This window comes from Amycolatopsis sp. NPDC003861, assembly GCF_053605405.1.
In genome coordinates this window covers 1-18,266 of sequence record NZ_JBSGJD010000206.1, presented here as the reverse complement: position 1 = coordinate 18,266, position 18,266 = coordinate 1, and the positions used below count along the sequence as shown (strand labels likewise).

Genomic DNA, 18,266 nt, shown 5'->3' with positions numbered 1-18,266 from the left:
CGTGAGTGGTAAGGCGGGTTCTAACGCGCCTTACCACTCACGACCGGCCGCGCGCAGGTCAGCCGCCCGTCAGTGGGCCGTCAGCGTTCCTCGCGATCCTGGGGTGGTCCGAGAACCGGTGGCGAACCCCGATGGGAGTTGACCGCGCGATGACTTCGCTGGTTGCGGTGTCCACCTACGTGCCGACGACCGTGCCGATCGAATCGCTGCAGGACGAACTGGGCCTCGACGCCGGGCAGGTGCGCCGCTTCCGGCGGATGTACGGCCTCGACCGGGTCTGCCGGTCCGACGAGTCCGAAGCGGACATGGTGCTCGGCGCGGTCAGCAAGCTCGATTCCCTCCGCGGCCGGGAAGAGCGCGTGCGGTACGTCGTGCGCGCGAAGACGATGCCGGCCGCGAACCCGTACCCCGTCGACCCCATGGTCGACGTGCGGGAGGCGCTCGGGCTCACCCACGCGGCCCTGTTCACCCTCACCGACCACGCCTGCGCCTCCGGGCTGCTGGCCGTCGACCTCTGCGGCACGCTGCTGGCCGCCGACGGCGATCCCGACGCGCTCGCCCTCGTCCTCACCGGGGAAAAGGCGTTCACCCACTCCGCGCAGGTCATCCCCGACACCGCGATCATGGGCGAGGCCACCGCCGCGGTGCTCGTCGGCCCCGGCGAGGACCAGGACACGCTGCTCGGCTACGCCACCACCACGCTCGGCGGCCCGGGCGGCGAAGTCATCCTCGACGACGAGCAGGCCGCCGAATTCCGGCAGATCTACCCCGGCGCGGTCGCCGACGTCGCGCTCGAAGCGATCGCGGCGGCCGGGCTGGGCGTCGACGACATCGACCTCGTCCTGCCGCACAACGTCAACAAGATCTCCTGGGTGCGGGCGAGCGCCGCGCTCGGCATCCCGCGTTCGAAGATCTTCCTGCGCAACGTCGGGCTGACCGGGCACTGCTTCTGCGCCGACCCCTTTCTCAACCACCACACCGCGGACGGCCTGGGACTCATCGCGCCGGGCGCCTGTTACCTGATGATTTCCGTCGGCCTGGGGTCGACGTTCTCCGCCATGGTCTTCCGGAAATGAGGAGCGCTGCAATGAGTGTCGAATTCGAGATCTCCGGCGTCGGCATCGGGGAGCTCGCGGAGCGTTACGGCACCCCGCTCTTCGTCTACGACGGCGACGAACTGGGCGGCCGGCTCCTCGGCCTGCGGGAGCGGCTGCACCCGCGCCTGGAGATCTTCTACTCGCTCAAGTCCAATCCGAACATCTCGGTGTGCGCGTTGCTGCACGCCCACGGCGCGCGGGCCGAAGTGTCGTCGATGGCCGAGCTGATCACCGCCCGGCGGGCCGGGGTCGCCGGCGAGGACATCATCTTCCTCGGTCCCGGCAAGAGCGCGTCGGAACTGGCTGCCTGCCTGGACGAAGGCGTCTACACCGTCGTCTGCGAATCGTTCGGCGAACTGCGGCTGCTCGACGACCTCGCGCGGGAACGCGGCATCGAGGCGCGCGTCGCCCTGCGGGTGAACCCGAGCTTCGCGGTCAAGGGCTCGGGGCTCACCATGGGCGGCAAGCCGCGCCAGTTCGGCATCGACGAGGAGCAGCTGCTCGCCGCCACCGACCTCGCCGGCCGGCACCCGCACCTGCGGCTGATGGGCGTGCAGGTCTACATGGGCACCCGGATCCTCGACGAGGAACCGATCGTCGAGAACACGCGGCGCATCTTCGAGCTCGCCGAACGCGTTTCGCGGCAGCTGGGCTTCCCGCTGGAGATGGTCGACGTCGGCGGCGGCCTCGGGGTCGCCTACTTCGACGGCGAAACGGACCTCGACCGCGATCGGCTCGCCTCGATGCTGAACCCGGTGATCGACGAGTTCGCGCAGCGGCACCCGGCGACGCGGCTGGTCATGGAGCTCGGCCGGTACCTGGCCGCCACGGCCGGGACCTACGTCGTGCGCGTCCGCTACACCAAGACGTCGCTGGGGCAGAACTTCGCCGTCGCCGACGGTGGCACGAACCACCACATGGCCGCCGTCGGCATCGGCTCCTACGTCAAGCGCGACTTCCCGATCCGGCTGCTCAACCGCGTCGACGAGCCGGCCACCGAAACCTGGCAGATCACCGGGCCGCTGTGCACGCCCAACGACGTGCTGGCCAAGAAGGCCGCGCTGCCGCCGGTCCGGGCCGGTGACCTGATCGGCGTCACGCGGTCCGGTGCCTACGGCCCGACGGCGTCCCCGGTGCTGTTCCTCAGCCACGGCTACCCGGCCGAGGTCATCGTCCACAACGGACAGCACTACCTGGTCAGCGAGCGGGACGAGCCCGCGGACCTGTTGCGGCGTCAGCACCTGCACGAGTTCGCCGCGCCGGTCGCGGTGGGGGCGGAGCGCTAGGCAGATGTACCGCGCGTCCGCGACCACCCTGTCCTCCGCGCCTGCGCCGGGTTTGCAGCCGTTGCCGCTGAAGCTGGCGCTGGCCATCCGGCGCGAGTTCGCACCCGGCGAGCGCGCCATCGACGTCCCCGCGCTGCACCGGTACTTCGCCGACCTCAGCCGCGGGCACGACATCGGCTTCCGGCCCGAGCGGGTGACCCGGGCGCGCGGCAACCCCTTCCTCGAGATGGCCCGCGAACTGCTCGCCGGGCAGCTGTCCGGCGAGCGGATCGACCTCGCGATCGTCGCCCACGCGGCACCCGAGTTCGACCCGCGGCTGTCGGCGCCGGTGAACCTGACGGCCGTGCTGCCCGGCCACCCGCTGGTGTTTTCCGTGTCGGGGCAGGGAAGCCTGGCCCCGTTCACCGCGCTGCGGATCGCCGGCTCGTACGTCCGGCGCCACGGCTACCGGCGCGTCCTGGTCCTGATCATGGACCAGGGTGTCACGCCGTACGACACGCCGGACCGGATCGGCGACGCCGCCGTGGCCCTGCTGTTCGAGGCGGACGGCGGCCGGCCGGTCCGCGTCGGCTACGAACCCGAAGCGACGCTGGACGCCTTTCCGGAACTCGAGCCGGCGGAGACGGTCGTCATCGGCCCCGGGCTCGCCGGGCTGGGTTCCTGGCCGGACGCGATCGTCGCGCCGCCCGAATTCCCGTGCACCGGCCTGTGGGCACCGCTCGCCGACGGCCCGGCCGCCGGTCCGGTGGTGCTGGCCGACCACGACCCGCGCCGCGGTGCGCTGGGGATCTGCGTGGTCGCCGAGTCCGATTGACGCGGCCCTAAGATGGGCGTTGGTCGTGGTCGGGCTCGGAAGCGGGGGACGGACAAGTGCGCGTGGTCATCGGAGAAGACCAGTTCCTGCTCCGGGACGGCCTGGTACGGCTGCTGGAAGCGCACGAATTCGAGGTCAGCGCGGCGGTCGACAACGGGCCGGACCTGCTGGAGGCCATGCTGCGCGAACGGCCCGACATCGCGATCGTCGACATCCGGCTCCCGCCGTCCTTCACCGACGAAGGCCTGCGCGCCGCCATCGAAGCGCGCCGCCGCATCCAGGGCTTCCCGGTGCTCGTCCTTTCGCAGTACGTGGAACGGCTGTACGCCGACGAGCTCCTCGCGGACGGCGAGGGCTCGGTCGGCTACCTGCTCAAGGACCGCGTGTTCCACGGCGACCAGTTCGTGGACGCCGTCCGCCAGGTCGCCCTCGGAGGCACGGTGATGGACCCGGACGTGGTGACCCGCCTGCTGACCCACAACACCCGCGACGACCGCCTCGAACGGCTCACCCCCCGGGAGCGCGAGGTGCTGAAGCTGATGGCCGAAGGCCGGTCCAACAGCAACATCGCGGGCGAGCTGGTCGTGTCCGAGAAGGCCGTTTCCAAGCACATCAACAACATCCTCGCCAAGCTGAACCTGCCCCAGTCGGAGGATGCCAACCGGCGGGTGCTCGCGGTGCTGGCGTACTTGAAGCACTGATCAGGGTTCGAGGCTGCACGGGATTTCGATGGTCACCATGGTCGGGCCGCCGAGCGGGCTGAGGATGGTGATGAAGCCGTCGATCGGGGCGAGCCGCTTTTCGATGCCCCGCAACCCCGAGCCGCCCTCGGTGTGCGCGCCGCCGCAGCCGTTGTCGCTGACGTTGATCACCAGGCGGCCGAACTCGTAGTGCACGTTGATCGCGCCGCTGTCCGCGCCCGAGTGCTTCATCGCGTTGTTCAGCAGTTCGGACACCGAAAAGTACGCGGCCGTCTCGACCGCCAGTGACGGCCGGCCCGGCAGGTCGATCGTCGTCTCGATGCGCAGCGGGTTTTCGATCGCCAGGGTGCGGATCGCGTCCGCGATGCCGCGGTCGACCAGGACCGGGGGCTGGATGCCGCGGACGAGGTCGCGCAGCTGCTGCAACGCCTTCGCCGAGCTGTTCTTCGCCTCGTCCATCAGGGACCGGGCCGCTTCGGGGTGGGAATCGAGCACGCGCATGGCGGCGTCGAGCGTCATGCCCATCGCGACGAGGTGGGTCTGCGCGCCGTCGTGCAGGTCGCGCTCGATGCGGCGCAGCTCGGTCGCCTGCGAACCCACCGCGTCGTCGCGGCTTTCGGCCAGGTGCTGCACGCGGTTGGTCAGCCGGGTCACCTCGGTCGGGGACAGCAGCGTGGCCGCGAGCCGCGCGTGCAGCTTCAGCAGGTGCGGGGCGCTCCACAGCGCGAGCGGGAAGTGCGCCAGGCCGAGGATGGCGGCGAACCAGGCCGTCGGCTGGTCGTCCACCGGGAGCACGACGTACCAGCTGCCGAGCCACTCGGCCGCCTCGGTCCCGACCAGGAACGGCATCGTGAGCCCGCGGATCCCGTGCAGGATCAGCAGCAGCGGGGTGAGGGTGAGCAGGATGCCGAGGGAGCTGTCGACCAGCAGCCACAGCGCGTCCCGCCAGTTCGCGCGGTCGCCGAGCAGGTGGTGGCAGCGGCGCAGCGGCGTGCTCCCGGCCGGCTCCGGCAGGTACGGCGAGGCGATCCGCACGTCCGACCACGCCGCGGCCGACGCGCGCACCCGGCCGGTCAGCGAGCGCATCAGCAGCACCGCCGGGGGCAGCATGAACAGTCCCACGCCCACGCCGATCAGCGAGGCGGCGGTGACCACGACGACGAACATCACGAGTTCGGTCACCGCCACCACGGCCAGCGCGCTGCCGCGCACCGTCGCCAGCCCGCCGTCGCGCAGCAGCGACCGCGTCATCGTGGCGACCGGGCTTCCGCTAGTCATGGCGCCCATTATGCGCAGGCCGGGCCGCTTTCCGCGGTAGTGCTAACCCCCGCAAACTTCCGCTCCCTAGCACCCTCGGAAACCGGCCCGCGGCTTCGTAACGTGGTCGCGGTAAAGATCGAAGGACGCGCAGGGGAGCCGCAGATGTACCAGCAAGGCGACACGGCCGAAGTCGTGCGGCTGCTGTCCGTACGCAAGGCGTACGGCAAGGACCGGGCGCAGGTTTTGGCACTGGACAACGTGACGGCGGGGTTCGCCGGTGGCACGTTCACCGCGGTGATGGGGCCGTCGGGGTCGGGCAAGAGCACGCTGCTGCACTGCGCGGCCGGCCTGGACAAGCCGACGTCCGGCTCGGTGGTGCTGGGCGGCACGGACCTCAGCGTGATGCGCGAGGTCGAGCTGACCCGGTTGCGGCGCGACCGGATCGGGTTCGTCTTCCAGGCGTTCAACCTGCTGCCCGCGCTCGACGTCGAGCAGAACGTGACGCTGCCGCTGCGGCTGGCGGGCCGTCGCGCCGACCCGGCGTGGGTGCGCCGGGTCATCGAGCAGGTCGGCCTCGGCAAGCGGCGCGACCACCGGCCCAGCGAGCTCTCCGGCGGGCAGCAGCAGCGGGTGGCGATCGCCCGCGCCCTCGTCACGCACCCCGAAGTGATCTTCGCCGACGAGCCGACCGGCGCCCTCGACACGCGCTCGGCCCAGGAGGTGCTGAACCTGCTGCGGGAGGCGACGAGCGTGGCCCGGCAGACGATCGTGATGGTCACGCACGACCCGGTGGCCGCCTCCTACGCCGACCGCGTGCTCTTCCTCGCCGACGGCCGCGTCGTCGACGAGCTGCGGCAGCCGAACCCGGAAGAGGTGGCCCGCCGGATGACCGGCCTGGTCGCCCGCGCCGAGCAGCGGCCGAGCGAGCTGACGCGCTGATGCTGACCCTCGTCTGGCGCACCCTGCGCTACCGCACCGGTGGCTTCATCGCCACCCTCGTCTCGGTCTTCGTCGGTACCGCCGTCATGCTCGCCTGCGGCGGCCTGATGGAGACCGGCATCCGGACCGTGATCCCGCCGCAGCGCCTGGCCGCCGCGCCGATCGTGGTGGCCGGCAACCAGTCCTACGACCTGCCCACGGTCGGCCACGGGGAGGACGCCTACCACGAGACGGCGACGCTGTCCGAGCGCGTCCGGCTCGACGAAGGCCTCGCCGGCACGATCAGCGGCGTACCCGGGGTCGCCCACGTGGTCCCGGACGTCTCCTTCCACGCCGAGGTGCTCGGCGACTCCGGCGGCCCGTCGGTGCCCGGCACCCAGGCCGGTCACAGCTGGGTTTCCGCCGAGCTGGCGCCCTACCGGCTGACCGAGGGCCAGGCGCCGGTCCGCGAGGGCGAGGTCGTGCTCGACGCGGCCACGGCCGGGCGGATCGGCGCGCACGCCGGAGGCAAGGTCGACATCGCCGTCCGCGGCGGTGTGCACTCCTACCAGGTCACCGGCATCGCCGACGCCGGCCGCCGGATGGCTTCCGACGCGGTGTTCTTCTCACCCGCCGAGGCCGCCGGGCTGCGCTCCGCGGCCGGGCAGGTCGACGCGTTCGGCGTCCAGCTCGCGCCCGGTGCCGATGTCGACGCCGTCAACGCCCAGATCGCCACCGCGGTGCGCGACCAGCGCGCGGTGACGCTGACCGGCGACGCCCGCGGGTCCGCGGAGTTCGCCAAGGCCGCCGGCGACGGCGAACTGCTGATCATCCTCGCGGCCGTGTTCGGTGGCCTCGCGGCGCAGGTCGCCATGTTCGTCGTCGCGAGCACCCTGACGCTTTCGGTGCAGCAGCGCCGCCGCGAGGTGGCCATGCTGCGGGCGATCGGCGCGACCCCGCGCCAGCTGAGCCGGATGATCACCGGCGAGGCGATGATCATCGGGGCGCTGGGGACCGCGCTGGCCATCTTCCCCGGCGTGCTCCTCGGCGACTGGCTTTTCGGACGGCTGACCGGGTTCGGCGTGATCCAGCCCGTCCTCAAGTTCGAGCAGGGCTTCTACCCGGTCGTCGCCGCGGCCGTCGTGGGTCTGAGCTCGGCGTGGGGCGCCGCGTTCGTCGCCGCCCGGTACGCGGGCCGCACCCGGCCCGTGGAAGCCATGCGGGAGACGGCGATCCCGACGCGCTGGCTGACCCCGACCCGGCTGTGGCTCGGCGTGTCGAGCCTGATCGGCGCGGTCGCCTTGGCCTACCTGACGATCACCGTCGTCGACGGCCCGCTCGCGGCGAGCACGGCCGGCCCGGCCGTCACCCTGGTGGCGACCGCCGTCGCGCTGTTCGCCCCCGGCCTGACCAAGCTGCTGGTCGGGGTGCTGCGCCGGCCGATCCGCGCGTTCGGCGGCCTGCCCGGCTACCTGGCCTCGCTGAACGCCCGGGCCCGCTGGATGCCGATGGCCGGCGCGGTCACGCCGATCATGCTCGCCACCGGGCTCGCGATCTTCATGCTGTACTTCCAGACCACGGAGGTCGCGGTCGCGGAGAAGCAGTACACCGACTCGCTGCTCGCCGACGCCGTCGTGACGTCGGCGACCGGGGACCTGCCGCCCGACCTGGTCGCCAAGGTGCAGCAGGCACCCGGCGTCGCCGGGGCCACGGCGTTCGTGACCAGCAAGGGCTACAACGAAAAGCCCTCCGACGCGACGCAGGACGAAGACGGCGTGGACCTCACCGGCATCACCGCCGACGGGGTGGCGCGGGCGTGGGGGAGCCTCGTCGAGACCGGCAAGCTCGACGCCCTGCGCGGCAACACGATCGCCCTGCCCGCGGATCTCGCGCAACGGCTGGGGGTCGGCGTGGGCGCCAAGATCGTCATGCGGCTCGGCGACGGCTCCCGGGCCACCCTGGACGTCGTCGCGACGCTGCGGACCACCGCGGCCTCGGCGTCGGCGCTGATGCCGGCCGACACCCTGGCGCCGCACACGGCCGCGGGTGCGGCCGACCGGATCCTCGTGATGGCGCAACCCGGGACGGCGGAAGGCGATCTGCTCGCCTCGCTGCGCGGCCGGGTCGGGGACGTCGACGGCGTGCAGGTGGCCGGCCGGGAGGCGCTCACCAAGGCGTTCCTGGCGGAGGTCCAGGCCAATGCCTGGGTCAACTACCTGATCGTCGGGCTGCTGCTCGTGTACGCCGCGATTTCCATGGTGAACACGCTGGTGATGGCGACGGCGGACCGGCGCCGGGAGTTCGGGCTGCAGCGGCTCATCGGGTCGACGCGCGGCCAGGTGATGCGGATGATGGCCGTGGAAGCGGGGATCGTGGCCGCCATCGGCGTCTTCCTCGGCACGCTGGTCGCGGCGTCGATGCTGGTGCCCTTCAGCGCGGCGGTGTCGGACAGCCTCTTCCCGTCCGGTCCTTTGTGGATATATCTTGTGATACTCGGGCTGGCCGTCGTGCTGACGGTGGTGGCCACCTGTGCGCCGACGTGGTTCACGTTGCGCACCAGGCCGTCGCCTTCGACGCTCGCCCCTGAATAGGTGGCCTCGGGCGGGCCGGAACCCCAGAGAGGCGCTGACGAACTCTCCCCCGGATTGTCAGCGCGCGGTCAGCCCGAGGTCACCGCCCCGGCATAGCGTCGGGGCGTGAACACCGAAGAGAACGCCGCCGGGCGCTGGGACGCCATCGTGGTCGGCTCCGGGATCGGCGGGCTCGTCTGCGCCGGGTACCTGGTGGCGAGCGGGATGCGCGTCCTCGTGCTCGAACAGCACGACGTCGCCGGCGGCAACAGCCACGTGTTCCGCCGCCGCCGCGCCTACCAGTTCGACGTGGGGGTGCACTACCTCGGCGACTGCGGACCGGACGGCCTGCTGCCGCGGGTCCTCTCGGGCCTCGGCCTGGGGGACCGGGTGCGCTTCCACCCGATGGACCCGGACGGGTTCGACCGGATCGTCCTGCCCAGCGTCACCGTGGACGTGCCGGTCGGCTGGGACCGCTACGCCGACCGGCTGCGGGCCGCGCTCCCCGCGGAGGCCGAGGGCATCACCCGCTACATCGACATCTGCGCGGCCGTCGCGCGGGCCTGCCGCCAGTCCGCTTTCGCGGCGGCCCCGGCGAAGGTGCCGGCCGTGATGCTGCGCTGGAGCCGCCGGACGCTGGCGCAGCTGTTCGACCACTGCGGGCTTTCGGCCCGGGCGCGCACGATCCTGGCCGCCCAGTCCGGCAACTACGGGTCCGCGCCGTCCGGCACGCTCGTCGTCGCGCACACGATGATGCTCGACGACTACCTGCGCGGCGCCTACTACCCGGAGGGCGGCGGCCAGGTGATCGCCGCGTCGTTCGTCGAGCTGCTGGAGTCGCACGGCGGCACGCTGCTCACCCGCACCCGGGTCGAGGAAATCCTGATCGAAGGCGGGAAGGCGGCCGGTGTCCGGCTGACCGACGGCACCGAACACCGCGCCCCGGTGGTCGTGTCCAATGCGGACTACCGGCGCACCGTCCTGGAACTGTGCGGTGGCCGGGAAAACCTGCCCGAGCCGGTGGTGGCCCGCGCGGAGACCGCGACCATGCGCCTGCCGCTGGCCGTCTGCTACGTCGCACTCGACCGGGAACTCCCGCTCCCCAGCGCGAACATCTGGTACTGGCCGGACGAAGACGTCGACGCGGCCTACGCCCGGGTGGAAGCCGGCCGGCTCGACGAGCTGCCGTTCGCGTTCCTGTCCTTCGCCTCCCTCAAGGACCCGGTGCCGGGCTCGGCGTGCCCGCCGGGACACATGAACTTCCAGATCATGACCGCCTGCCCGCCCGGGTACGCGCACTGGGGGCTCACGGACGGACCCGCGCACGGGGCGCGGTACCGGCGCGAACCCGGCTACCTCGGCGCGAAGAACCGGCTGACCGAACAGATGCTGGACCTGGCCGAGGCCGCGATCGGGCCGTTCCGCGAGCACCTCGTGCACGCCGAGACGTCGACGCCGCTGACCCAGGAGCGCTACACGCTCTCGACCGGGGGCAGCGCCTACGGCCTGCACACCTGGGGCCGGGTCGGGCAACGGCCGGATATCGATTCGGGTGTCGAGGGTCTCTACCTGACGGGCCAGAGCATCTTGCACGGTGGCGGGATCGTCGGGGTCGCGACCGGGGGCGCGCTGTGCGCCTCGACGATCCTCGGCCGGCCGGTGCTCACCGATGGCGCCGGCGGGGTGCTGGGGAATCCCGAGCTGCTCCCGGACCGCGAGCCCGGCTGGGACCCGCTGCGCACGTCCCGGGGGCTGCGGCGGCGCGAGGCCCGCGGCCTCGCCCTGCTCGACCGGGTCGTGGCGGGATAAGGACTCCTCCGGAAAAGGAAAGAACTCGGGGCCCGGTTCCGGGCCCGTGGGTAAGTGCTGCTGTCTTGACGAAGGGAATGGTGAGCGAAAGTGACGGAAACCGTGGCTGGATCGACGGAGGTCCTGGACGACCGCGTGGTCGCGGGGATCTGCGCCGCACTCGAGTCCGTGCTGGAGACGGAGGTCGCCGACCTCGGCCCGGAGACCCGGCTCGCGGACGCCGGCCTCGACTCCACCGGCGTGCTGGAACTGCTGATGCAGCTGGAAGAGGCGCTGGGCATCGAATTCGACGCCGAGAACCTGGAAATGAGCCACTTCGAGTCGGTCGGTTCGCTGGCCCGGTTCGTTTCGGCAGAAATGGCCGCCTGAGCGATGACCACGATCTCGCCGCCGATCACGGCGACCTGGCTGCGGTGCCACGACACCGCCCGCGCGGTGGGGATGGCCCCGGCACTGGCGGTGCTGCACGCGGCCCTGCCGGCCGGGGAACCGGTGTTCGGCGCCGGTGGTACCGCGGTCCTGCCGGCCGGGCCGGTGGACGGCGACGTGCTCGTGGTCCGGACGGCGGAGCTGCCCGGCGGCCCCGTCGTCCTGGTGCGGACGCACCGGCCCGCGGGCCACCCCGGCCAGGTCCTGGCGACCGGGTCGGTGTGGCTGCGGCTGGGTCTCTCCGGTGCCCTGCTCGACACCGGCCTCGCCTACCTGGGCGGACGGCGCAGCGGCGACACCACCCTGCTGCGCCGTCAGCTGGTCCAGGGCGCCGTCGCCGAGGCGCTGACCGGGCAGCTCGAGGTGCGGGCGTTCCTGACCGCACACCCGGCGGGCCCGCCGCCGGAGGCCCTGGCCTACCTGCACCGGCGGCTCACCGGCACCGACCGCGTCCTGCTGCGCCTGCTGGGCGCCGCGGGGTTCGTCCGCGGCGGCGCGGGCGAGGTCGCCGACGTCTCGGAGCTGCTCGCGGGGGCCTACACCGCGGAGGTCGCGGCGTGACGGCGACCGTGCTCGACGAACGGCTCGAAGCACTGCGGGACGCGGCCCGCGAGTGGGGGACCGAGTTCCGCGCCGCGGGCGCCGGCCTCGACACCGACCCCGACGGGGTCGGCGAGTTCCTGGACCTCGACGGCGTCCGCTGCCTCGCCACCATGCTCGTCCCCGAGGAGTTCGGGGGCGCGGGCCTGCGGCTCGGGCCGCACCGGTTCCACGGCATGACGGCGATCGAGCGGACGGTGGTGCTCGAAGAGCTCGCCCGTGGCGACGCCGGCCTGATGCTGGCCAGCCCGGGCGCGTCGATGTCCGGCGTGCTCGTCGACGTCCTGGCCGACCGGGAGCAGAAGGAGTGGTTCTACGGCCGGCTCCTCGAGCGGCCGACCTGGACGTTCTTCGCGCTCACCGAGCCGGACCGGGGCTCCGACGCCACCGCGCTGGAGACGGCGCTCACGACGTCCTCCGACGGCGGCCCGCACCGCCTCGACGGCCGCAAGAAGTACGTCGGCAACGCCGCGCGGGCCGCCTTGGGCGTCGTGTTCGCCCGCACCGGGCCCGGCCCGCTGGGCGTGACGGCGGTCCTGGTGGACACCACGGACCCGGGCTTCCACGCCGAGCCGCTCGAGTCGCTGGGCCTGCGGGCCGCGCGGATCTGCGAGCTGACCCTGGACGGCGTCGCGGTGCCCGGCGAGCGCGTGCTCGGCCGGGACCGCTCGCCCGCCCGCCGCGGCATGTGGGCGTGCGTGCAGACCTTCAACCGGCTGCGGCCGGGCGTCGCCGCGATCGCGCTCGGCATCGCCGCGGCCGCCCACGACTACGTGCGCGCCGAAGGCGGCCGGCTCGACGAGCTGGGCCGCCGCATCGACGGCGTCCGCCACCTCGTGCACCTGTCCGCGATCGAGGTCGACGCCGACGGCTCCCGCGGCCACCTCGCCTCGGCGGCGAAAGCCGAAGCGTGCCAGCTGGCCGAGGACGCCACGCTCGAAGCGTGCGGCTTCTTCGGGCCGCGGGCCCGCTGGGACCACCCGGCGCTGGACAAGCTGGCCCGGGACGCGCGCGGCGTCGAATTCATGGAAGGCGCCGGCAACATCCAGAAGCTCACCGTCTTCCAGGGCCTGACCACGGGAAAGCTCGGCCGTGGCGAGCCGTTTCCCGCGTATGCCGGAGGTTCGTCGTGCGGGTGATCACCAGGCCGGAGGAGTTCGACGTCACGGACCTGTACGTCGACCTCAGCCACCTCGTGGACCGGCGGGTCCTGATGAAGTGCGAGGGCTTCAACTTCGCGCGCTCCAGCAAGCTCAAGCCGGCCCTCGAAATGGTGACGCTGGCCGAGCGCGCCGGTGTGCTGCGCCCGGGCTCGACGATCGTCGAGACGTCGTCGGGCAACCTCGGCGTGGCGCTGAGCCTGGTCGCGGCCAGCCGCGGCTACCGGTTCGTCTGCGTCACCGACCCGCGCAGCACGCTGCTCACCCGGCAGCTGATGCAGAACCTCGGCACCGAGGTCCTGGTCGCTCCGGACCCGGCCGCGGGCCTGCGGCTCGTGCGGCGCCTGTGCGCGGAGAACGCCGGCTACACCTGGCTCGACCAGTACGTCAACGCGGGCAACTGGATGGCCCACTTCCGCTCCACCGGCCCGGACATCCTGCGCACGGTGCCGGACCTCGACGTGCTCTTCGTCGGGGTCGGCTCGGCCGGCACCCTCACCGGCTGCGCGCGCTACCTGCGCCAGGTCCGGCCGCAGGTGCGGATCGTGGCCGTCGAGTGCGTCGGCCCCGGCCCGCGGGCCGCCCGGCGCAGCACGGCGGTGCGCACCAGCGTCCGGTTCCCGGTCATCGACATGTCCCTTGTGGACGATCTGGTCCGGGTCGACGAGGCGGCCGCGATCCGCGCGTGCCGGCAGCTCGCGCTGAGCGGCTTCCTGCTCGGGGGCGGCTCGGGCATGGTGCTGGCGGGCGCGCTGGGCTGGCTGGCGGAGAACGACGCGGCCACGGCGGTGGTGATCTCGCCCGACCTCGGTGACCGCTACCTGGACACGATCTACCAGGACCAGTGGGTCAAGGACAACTACGGCCCGGAAGCGCTGCTCGACGGCGCCGAACACGAAACCCCGTACGCCAAAACACTCTTCGAGGTGCCCTGATGACCGCGGTCGACGCGTTCCTGCCCCTGTCCACCGCACAGACCGACGTCTGGTACGACGAACAGCTGTCCGGTGGCGGCCTCGCCTACGCGATGGCGGACTACCTGGACATCACCGGCCCGCTGGACGTCGGCGTGTTCCGGACGGCCCTGCGTGCGCTGGCCGACGAAGCCGAGTGCTTCCGCGCCCGGTTCGTCGAGGTCGAGGGCGAACCGCGGCAGCTCATCGAGCCGCTCGACGAGCTGCCGATCCGCTACCCGGACGTCACCGGGGAAGCCGACCCGGAGGCCGCCGCCCTCGGCTGGATGCACGAGGACATGCGGCACCCGTTCTCCCTGGAGGACTTCCCGCTCTTCCGCGGCGCGCTGATCAAGGTCGGGGCGCAGCGGCACTTCTGGTACCTGACCACCCACCACCTCATCGGCGACGGCTTCAGCGCGGCGATCTGCCACCGCCGCCTGGGCGAGCTCTACAACGCGCTGCTGGCGGGGGAGGACCCCGGCCCCACCGCGCTGCCGCCGTTCCGGCTCCTGCTCGACGCCGACCTCGCCTACCAGGACTCGCCGCACCGGTTGCGGGACAAGGAGTTCTGGGGACGGCACTTCGACACCACGCCCGACCTGGTCAGCCTGTCCGGCAAGGAACCGGCGCCGGCCCGCGGCTTCCTGCGGCGCACGATGACGCTGCCGCCGGAGACGGCGAAGGCGGTGCGCGAGGCGGCCGCGGCGGCGAAGGTGACGCTGCCGACGTTCTTCATCGCCGCGATGGCGGCCTACACGCAACGGCTTTCGGGCATCAAGGACCTGCTGCTGACCGTCCCGGTCGCGGCGCGCGCGGGCGTGCGCTCGCGGGCGACCCCGGGCATGGTCGCGAACTACCTGCCGCTGCGGATGGTGGTCGAGCCGCAGACGACGATCGCCGAGCTGCTGGCCCAGGCGTCCCGGGAGCTGGCCGCGACCCTGAAGCACCAGCGCTACCACGTCAACCAGATCCGCCGGGACATCGGCGTGCGCAGCGACGAGCGGCGCCCGTTCGGCGGCCCGTTCGTCAACGTGCTCCCGCCGGAGCCCGGCCTGCGGCTCGGCGAGTGCCGCACGCGCGTGATGAACCTGTCGACCGGGATCACCAACGACCTTTCGCTGACGGTGCTCGACGTCACCGAGGACGTCATCGAGATCCACCTCAACGGCAACCCCGACCTCTACGACGCCGACGGCGTCACCGCACACCTGGAGCGGCTCGCCGGGTTCGTCGGCCGGCTCGCCGAGGCCGATTCCTCGGCGGTGCTGGGCGCGGTCGACGTCGTGTCGGCGGACGAGCTGGGCGGGCTGCTGGCGGCCGGGGTCGGGGCGGCCGGGCCGGTCGGGGCCGACGTCGTGGCGCGGGTGTGCGAGTTCGCGCTGGCCTCGCCGGACGCGCCCGCGGTGGCCGACGGCGGGGAGTGGGTTTCCTACGGCTCCCTGGCCGGCCGGGCGAGTGCTCTGTCCCGCCGCCTGGCGTCCCGCGGCGTCGTGGCCGTGCTGGCCGACCCCGGTGCCGGGTTCGTGTCGGCCGTGCTGGGTGTGTTGTGGTCGGGCTCGGCGTTCGTGCCGCTGGACGCCGGGATGCCGGTGGCCCGCTTGGCCGGGCTGCTCGCCGACGCGGGCGTGACCGCCGTGGCGGTGGGCCCCGGGTACGAGGAGCTGGCCGCGGAGGTCGTGGCCGCGGCCGGCGGCGGGGCCGCGGTCGTCGTGCTGGACGACGCCGAAGACGCCGAGTGGGCCCCCGTTTCCCGCGACGACGCCGGTTTGGACTTGGCGTACGTGATCTTCACGTCGGGTTCGACCGGTCGTCCCAAGGGCGCGATGGTGCACCGCCGCGGCATGGTGAACCACCTGCTGGCGAAGGTGGAAGACCTCGACCTGGAACCCGCGGACGTGGTCGTCCAGAACGCGCCCGTCACGTTCGACGTCTCGGTGTGGCAGATGCTGGCCCCCTTGCTGGTCGGCGCCCGGGTCCGGGTGGTGTCCCGGGCGATCGCGGCCGACCCGGACGCCTTGTTCGGCTTGATCCGGGCCGAGGGCGTCTCGGTGCTGGAGGTCGTGCCATCACTGCTGCGCGCGGCGCTGGATTCGTGGGATCTGGCCGGGCGGGCTGCCGATGTTTCGGGGCTGCGCTGGCTGGTGGTGACCGGTGAGGCGCTGCCGCCGGACCTGTGCACGCGCTGGTTCGCGCGGTTCCCCGAGGTGCCGCTGGTGAACGCCTATGGCCCGACGGAGTGTTCCGACGACGTGACGCACGCGGTGATCCGGTCCGGCGTCGAGGTGGTGCCGATCGGTCACGCCGTGCGGAATTCGCGCCTGTACGTGCTGGGTGACGAGCTGCGTCCGGTGCCCGCGGGGGCCATCGGCGAGCTGTTCGTCGGCGGCCTGGTCGTGGGCCGCGGTTACGTGGGCGATCCGGCGCGGACGGCGGCGGTGTTCGTCGCGGATCCGTTCGGCGAAGCCGGAAAGCGGATGTACCGCACCGGTGACCGCGTCCGGATGCGCTCCGACGGCCAGCTGGAGTTCGTGGAGCGCCGCGACTTCCAGGTCAAGATCCGCGGGCACCGCATCGAACTCGGCGAGATCGAAAGCGTCCTGCGGTCGGTGCCCGGGGTGCTGGACGCCGTCGTGCGCGTGCTCACCGACGCCGACGGCGGCAAACGCCTCGCCGGCTACCTCATCGGCGTCGACGCCGAAGACCCGATCGACGCCGGCCACGTGCGCAGCACCGCCCAGCAGCTGCTCCCGGACTACATGGTCCCCTCGGCACTGGTCGTCCTCGACGAACTGCCGCTCACCGAACACGGCAAGGTCGACCGCGAAGCGCTGCCGGCCCCGGACTTCCGGGCCGAGGTCGTCGGGCGGCGGCCCCGCAACACCGTCGAGACGGTCGTCTGCGACATCCTCGCCGAAGTCCTGTCCGTGCCGCGGGTCTACATCGACGACAACTTCTTCGCCCTCGGCGGCGACAGCATCAGCGCGATCCAGGTGGCCGGCCGCGCCCGCACCGCGGGCATCGAGCTGACCCCGCGCGACATCCTCGAACGCCGCACGCCGGCCGCGATCGCCGAACAGGTCGCCGTCCGCGAGCCGGGCGCGGGTGACTTCACCGTGGCGGACGGCCCGCTGGTCGAACTGACCGAGGACGAACTGCGGGACCTGGCCCCCGACGGCGGCCGCATCGAGGACGCCTGGCCGCTTTCCGCGCTGCAGCAGGGGTTGCTGTTCCATTCGGAGTTCGACCCCGACGGCGTCGACGTCTACACCGTGCAGGCCACCGCGGACCTCGCCGGCCCGCTCGACGTCGAAGCCCTGCGCGAAGCGTGCGCCGCCCTGTTGCGCCGGTACGCGACCCTGCGCGCGTACTTCCGGCACCGCCGCGGCGGCGACGCCGTGCAGCTGATCGCGGCCGAGGTCGGCCTGCCCTGGACCGAAATCGACCTGACCACGCTGCCTGAAGCCGAACGCGAGGAACGGCTGGCCCGGCTGGCGGCCGAGGACCGGGAGCGCCGGTTCGACCTCGCCCGCCCGCCGCTGGTCCGGTTCACCCTGATCAAGGTCGCGGCCGGGCGTTACCGGTTCCTCTGGACCGCCCACCACATCGCCACCGACGGCTGGTCGGTGCCGATCCTCATCCGCGAGCTCGCCACGCTGTACACGCACGGCCCGGCGGCCGCGCTGCCGGAAGTGGCGCCGTTCCGGAACTACCTGGCCTGGCTGGGCCGTCAGGACGAGCAGGAAGCCCGGCAGGCGTGGCGCGAGGTCCTCGACGGCCTCGCCGAGCCCACGAAGGTGGCCCCGGAGGTCGACGGCCACCTCGAGGCGGTGCCGGAGTCGGCCGAGGTCGTGCTGTCGCGGGAGGAGACCGCCGAACTCGTGGCGTGGGCGCGCCGCCACGAGCTCACCCTGAACACGGTCGTGCAGGCCTGCTGGGCGATCCTGATCGGCCGGCTCACCGGCCGCCGGGACGTCGTGTTCGGCTCGGTCACCTCCGGGCGCCCGGCCGAGCTGCCGGGCGTGGAGACCATGGTCGGGATGTTCATCAACACGGTCGCGGTCCGGGCCGATCTCGACCCGGCGGGCACCCTCGACGAGCTCCTGGTCGTCCTGCGCGACCAGCAGGCCCGGATGTCGGCCTACCAGCACGTCGGCCTGGCCGAGGTGCAGAACGACGTGCCCGGCCTGGCCGGCACCGGCGAGCTGTTCGACACCGCGATCGTCTTCGAGAACGTGCCCGCCGACGGCGAGCAGACCGAGGTCGTGCTGGGTGCCGACGTCCGCGTGCTCGACGCCGTGACCGAGGACTCCCGCCACTACCCGCTCAGCCTGGTCGTGAACCCCGGCCCCGAACTGGCCTTCCGGTTCGACTACGCGCCCGAGGCGTTCGACGCCGAGCGCGCGGGCCGGATCACCGGCATGTTCCGGCACCTGCTCGACACCGCCATCGCCGATCCTTCGGTGGCGCTGGGCGCGATCGACGTCGTCCCGGCGGCGGAGCTGGACGACGGCGGCGGCCGTGTTGGGGCTGCGCTCGACCGCGGTACAGGTGGCGACCACGACCAGGTCGATCTCGGCGGCCGAGCGGCCGCTGTTGGCCAGCGCCTTCTGGGCCGCCTCGGTGGCCAGGTCGACGAGGGTCTCGCCCTCGGCGATGTGGCGGGTCC

The 18,266-nt window shown here is 72.6% G+C and carries 13 protein-coding genes; 12 read left to right on the top strand and 1 reads right to left on the bottom strand.

Annotated features, from left to right (window positions below; genetic code table 11):
* The first annotated feature begins 149 nt into the window (after positions 1-149).
* Genes ACWEVN_RS36130 through ACWEVN_RS36115 form a run of 4 tightly spaced genes read left to right on the top strand, consistent with a single transcriptional unit; the run spans position 150 to position 3,898 of the window.
* Positions 150-1,076 (top strand): 3-oxoacyl-[acyl-carrier-protein] synthase III C-terminal domain-containing protein, encoded by a 927-nt coding sequence (locus tag ACWEVN_RS36130; protein WP_449687295.1) that lies wholly within the window; start codon positions 150-152, stop codon positions 1,074-1,076.
* 11 nt (positions 1,077-1,087) lie between these two features.
* On the top strand, positions 1,088-2,383 hold the full coding sequence (gene lysA / locus ACWEVN_RS36125; protein ID WP_452054266.1) for a diaminopimelate decarboxylase: 1,296 nt from the start codon (positions 1,088-1,090) through the stop codon (positions 2,381-2,383).
* Between the two features lie 4 nt (positions 2,384-2,387).
* Positions 2,388-3,197, top strand: a complete 810-nt coding sequence (locus ACWEVN_RS36120) for a hypothetical protein (RefSeq protein WP_452054265.1) — start codon at positions 2,388-2,390, stop codon at positions 3,195-3,197.
* A gap of 56 nt (positions 3,198-3,253) precedes the next feature.
* Positions 3,254-3,898 carry a LuxR C-terminal-related transcriptional regulator gene (locus ACWEVN_RS36115; RefSeq protein WP_086839021.1) on the top strand — a complete coding sequence of 215 codons (645 nt, stop codon included), beginning with the start codon at positions 3,254-3,256 and terminating at the stop codon, positions 3,896-3,898.
* On the opposite strand, the gene ACWEVN_RS36110 is transcribed toward ACWEVN_RS36115, so the two are convergent.
* Entirely contained in the window at positions 3,899-5,176 is a 1,278-nt protein-coding gene (locus tag ACWEVN_RS36110) for a sensor histidine kinase (RefSeq protein ID WP_449687292.1), read from the bottom strand. It abuts the gene before it with no gap.
* A gap of 144 nt (positions 5,177-5,320) precedes the next feature.
* Between ACWEVN_RS36110 and ACWEVN_RS36105 the strand changes: the two genes are divergently transcribed.
* From ACWEVN_RS36105 to ACWEVN_RS36070, 8 genes are all read left to right on the top strand, one after another.
* A complete protein-coding gene (locus tag ACWEVN_RS36105; protein ID WP_310969867.1) occupies positions 5,321-6,097 on the top strand; it encodes an ABC transporter ATP-binding protein in 777 nt (258 codons plus the stop codon).
* A complete protein-coding gene (locus ACWEVN_RS36100; RefSeq protein ID WP_452054264.1) occupies positions 6,097-8,667 on the top strand; it encodes an FtsX-like permease family protein in 2,571 nt (856 codons plus the stop codon). Before ACWEVN_RS36105 ends, ACWEVN_RS36100 begins: the two co-directional genes overlap by 1 nt.
* 105 nt (positions 8,668-8,772) lie before the next feature.
* The gene (locus tag ACWEVN_RS36095; protein ID WP_452054263.1) at positions 8,773-10,455 is read left to right on the top strand and encodes a phytoene desaturase family protein; all 1,683 of its coding nucleotides are present in this window, start codon (positions 8,773-8,775) and stop codon (positions 10,453-10,455) included.
* 102 nt (positions 10,456-10,557) lie between these two features.
* The gene (locus ACWEVN_RS36090) at positions 10,558-10,824 is read left to right on the top strand and encodes an acyl carrier protein (protein ID WP_449687289.1); all 267 of its coding nucleotides are present in this window, start codon (positions 10,558-10,560) and stop codon (positions 10,822-10,824) included.
* A 3-nt stretch (positions 10,825-10,827) separates the two neighbouring features.
* On the top strand, positions 10,828-11,445 hold the full coding sequence (locus ACWEVN_RS36085) for a DUF2786 domain-containing protein (protein WP_452054262.1): 618 nt from the start codon (positions 10,828-10,830) through the stop codon (positions 11,443-11,445).
* Entirely contained in the window at positions 11,442-12,623 is a 1,182-nt protein-coding gene (locus ACWEVN_RS36080) for an acyl-CoA dehydrogenase family protein (protein ID WP_452054261.1), read from the top strand. Before ACWEVN_RS36085 ends, ACWEVN_RS36080 begins: the two co-directional genes overlap by 4 nt.
* Positions 12,614-13,579 (top strand): pyridoxal-phosphate dependent enzyme, encoded by a 966-nt coding sequence (locus ACWEVN_RS36075; RefSeq protein ID WP_449687286.1) that lies wholly within the window; start codon positions 12,614-12,616, stop codon positions 13,577-13,579. The genes ACWEVN_RS36080 and ACWEVN_RS36075 overlap by 10 nt, the downstream gene beginning before the upstream one ends.
* Positions 13,579-18,266, top strand: a 4,688-nt coding sequence (locus ACWEVN_RS36070) for an amino acid adenylation domain-containing protein (protein ID WP_452054260.1), incomplete at its 3' end; no start/stop codon positions are given. The genes ACWEVN_RS36075 and ACWEVN_RS36070, both read left to right, overlap by 1 nt.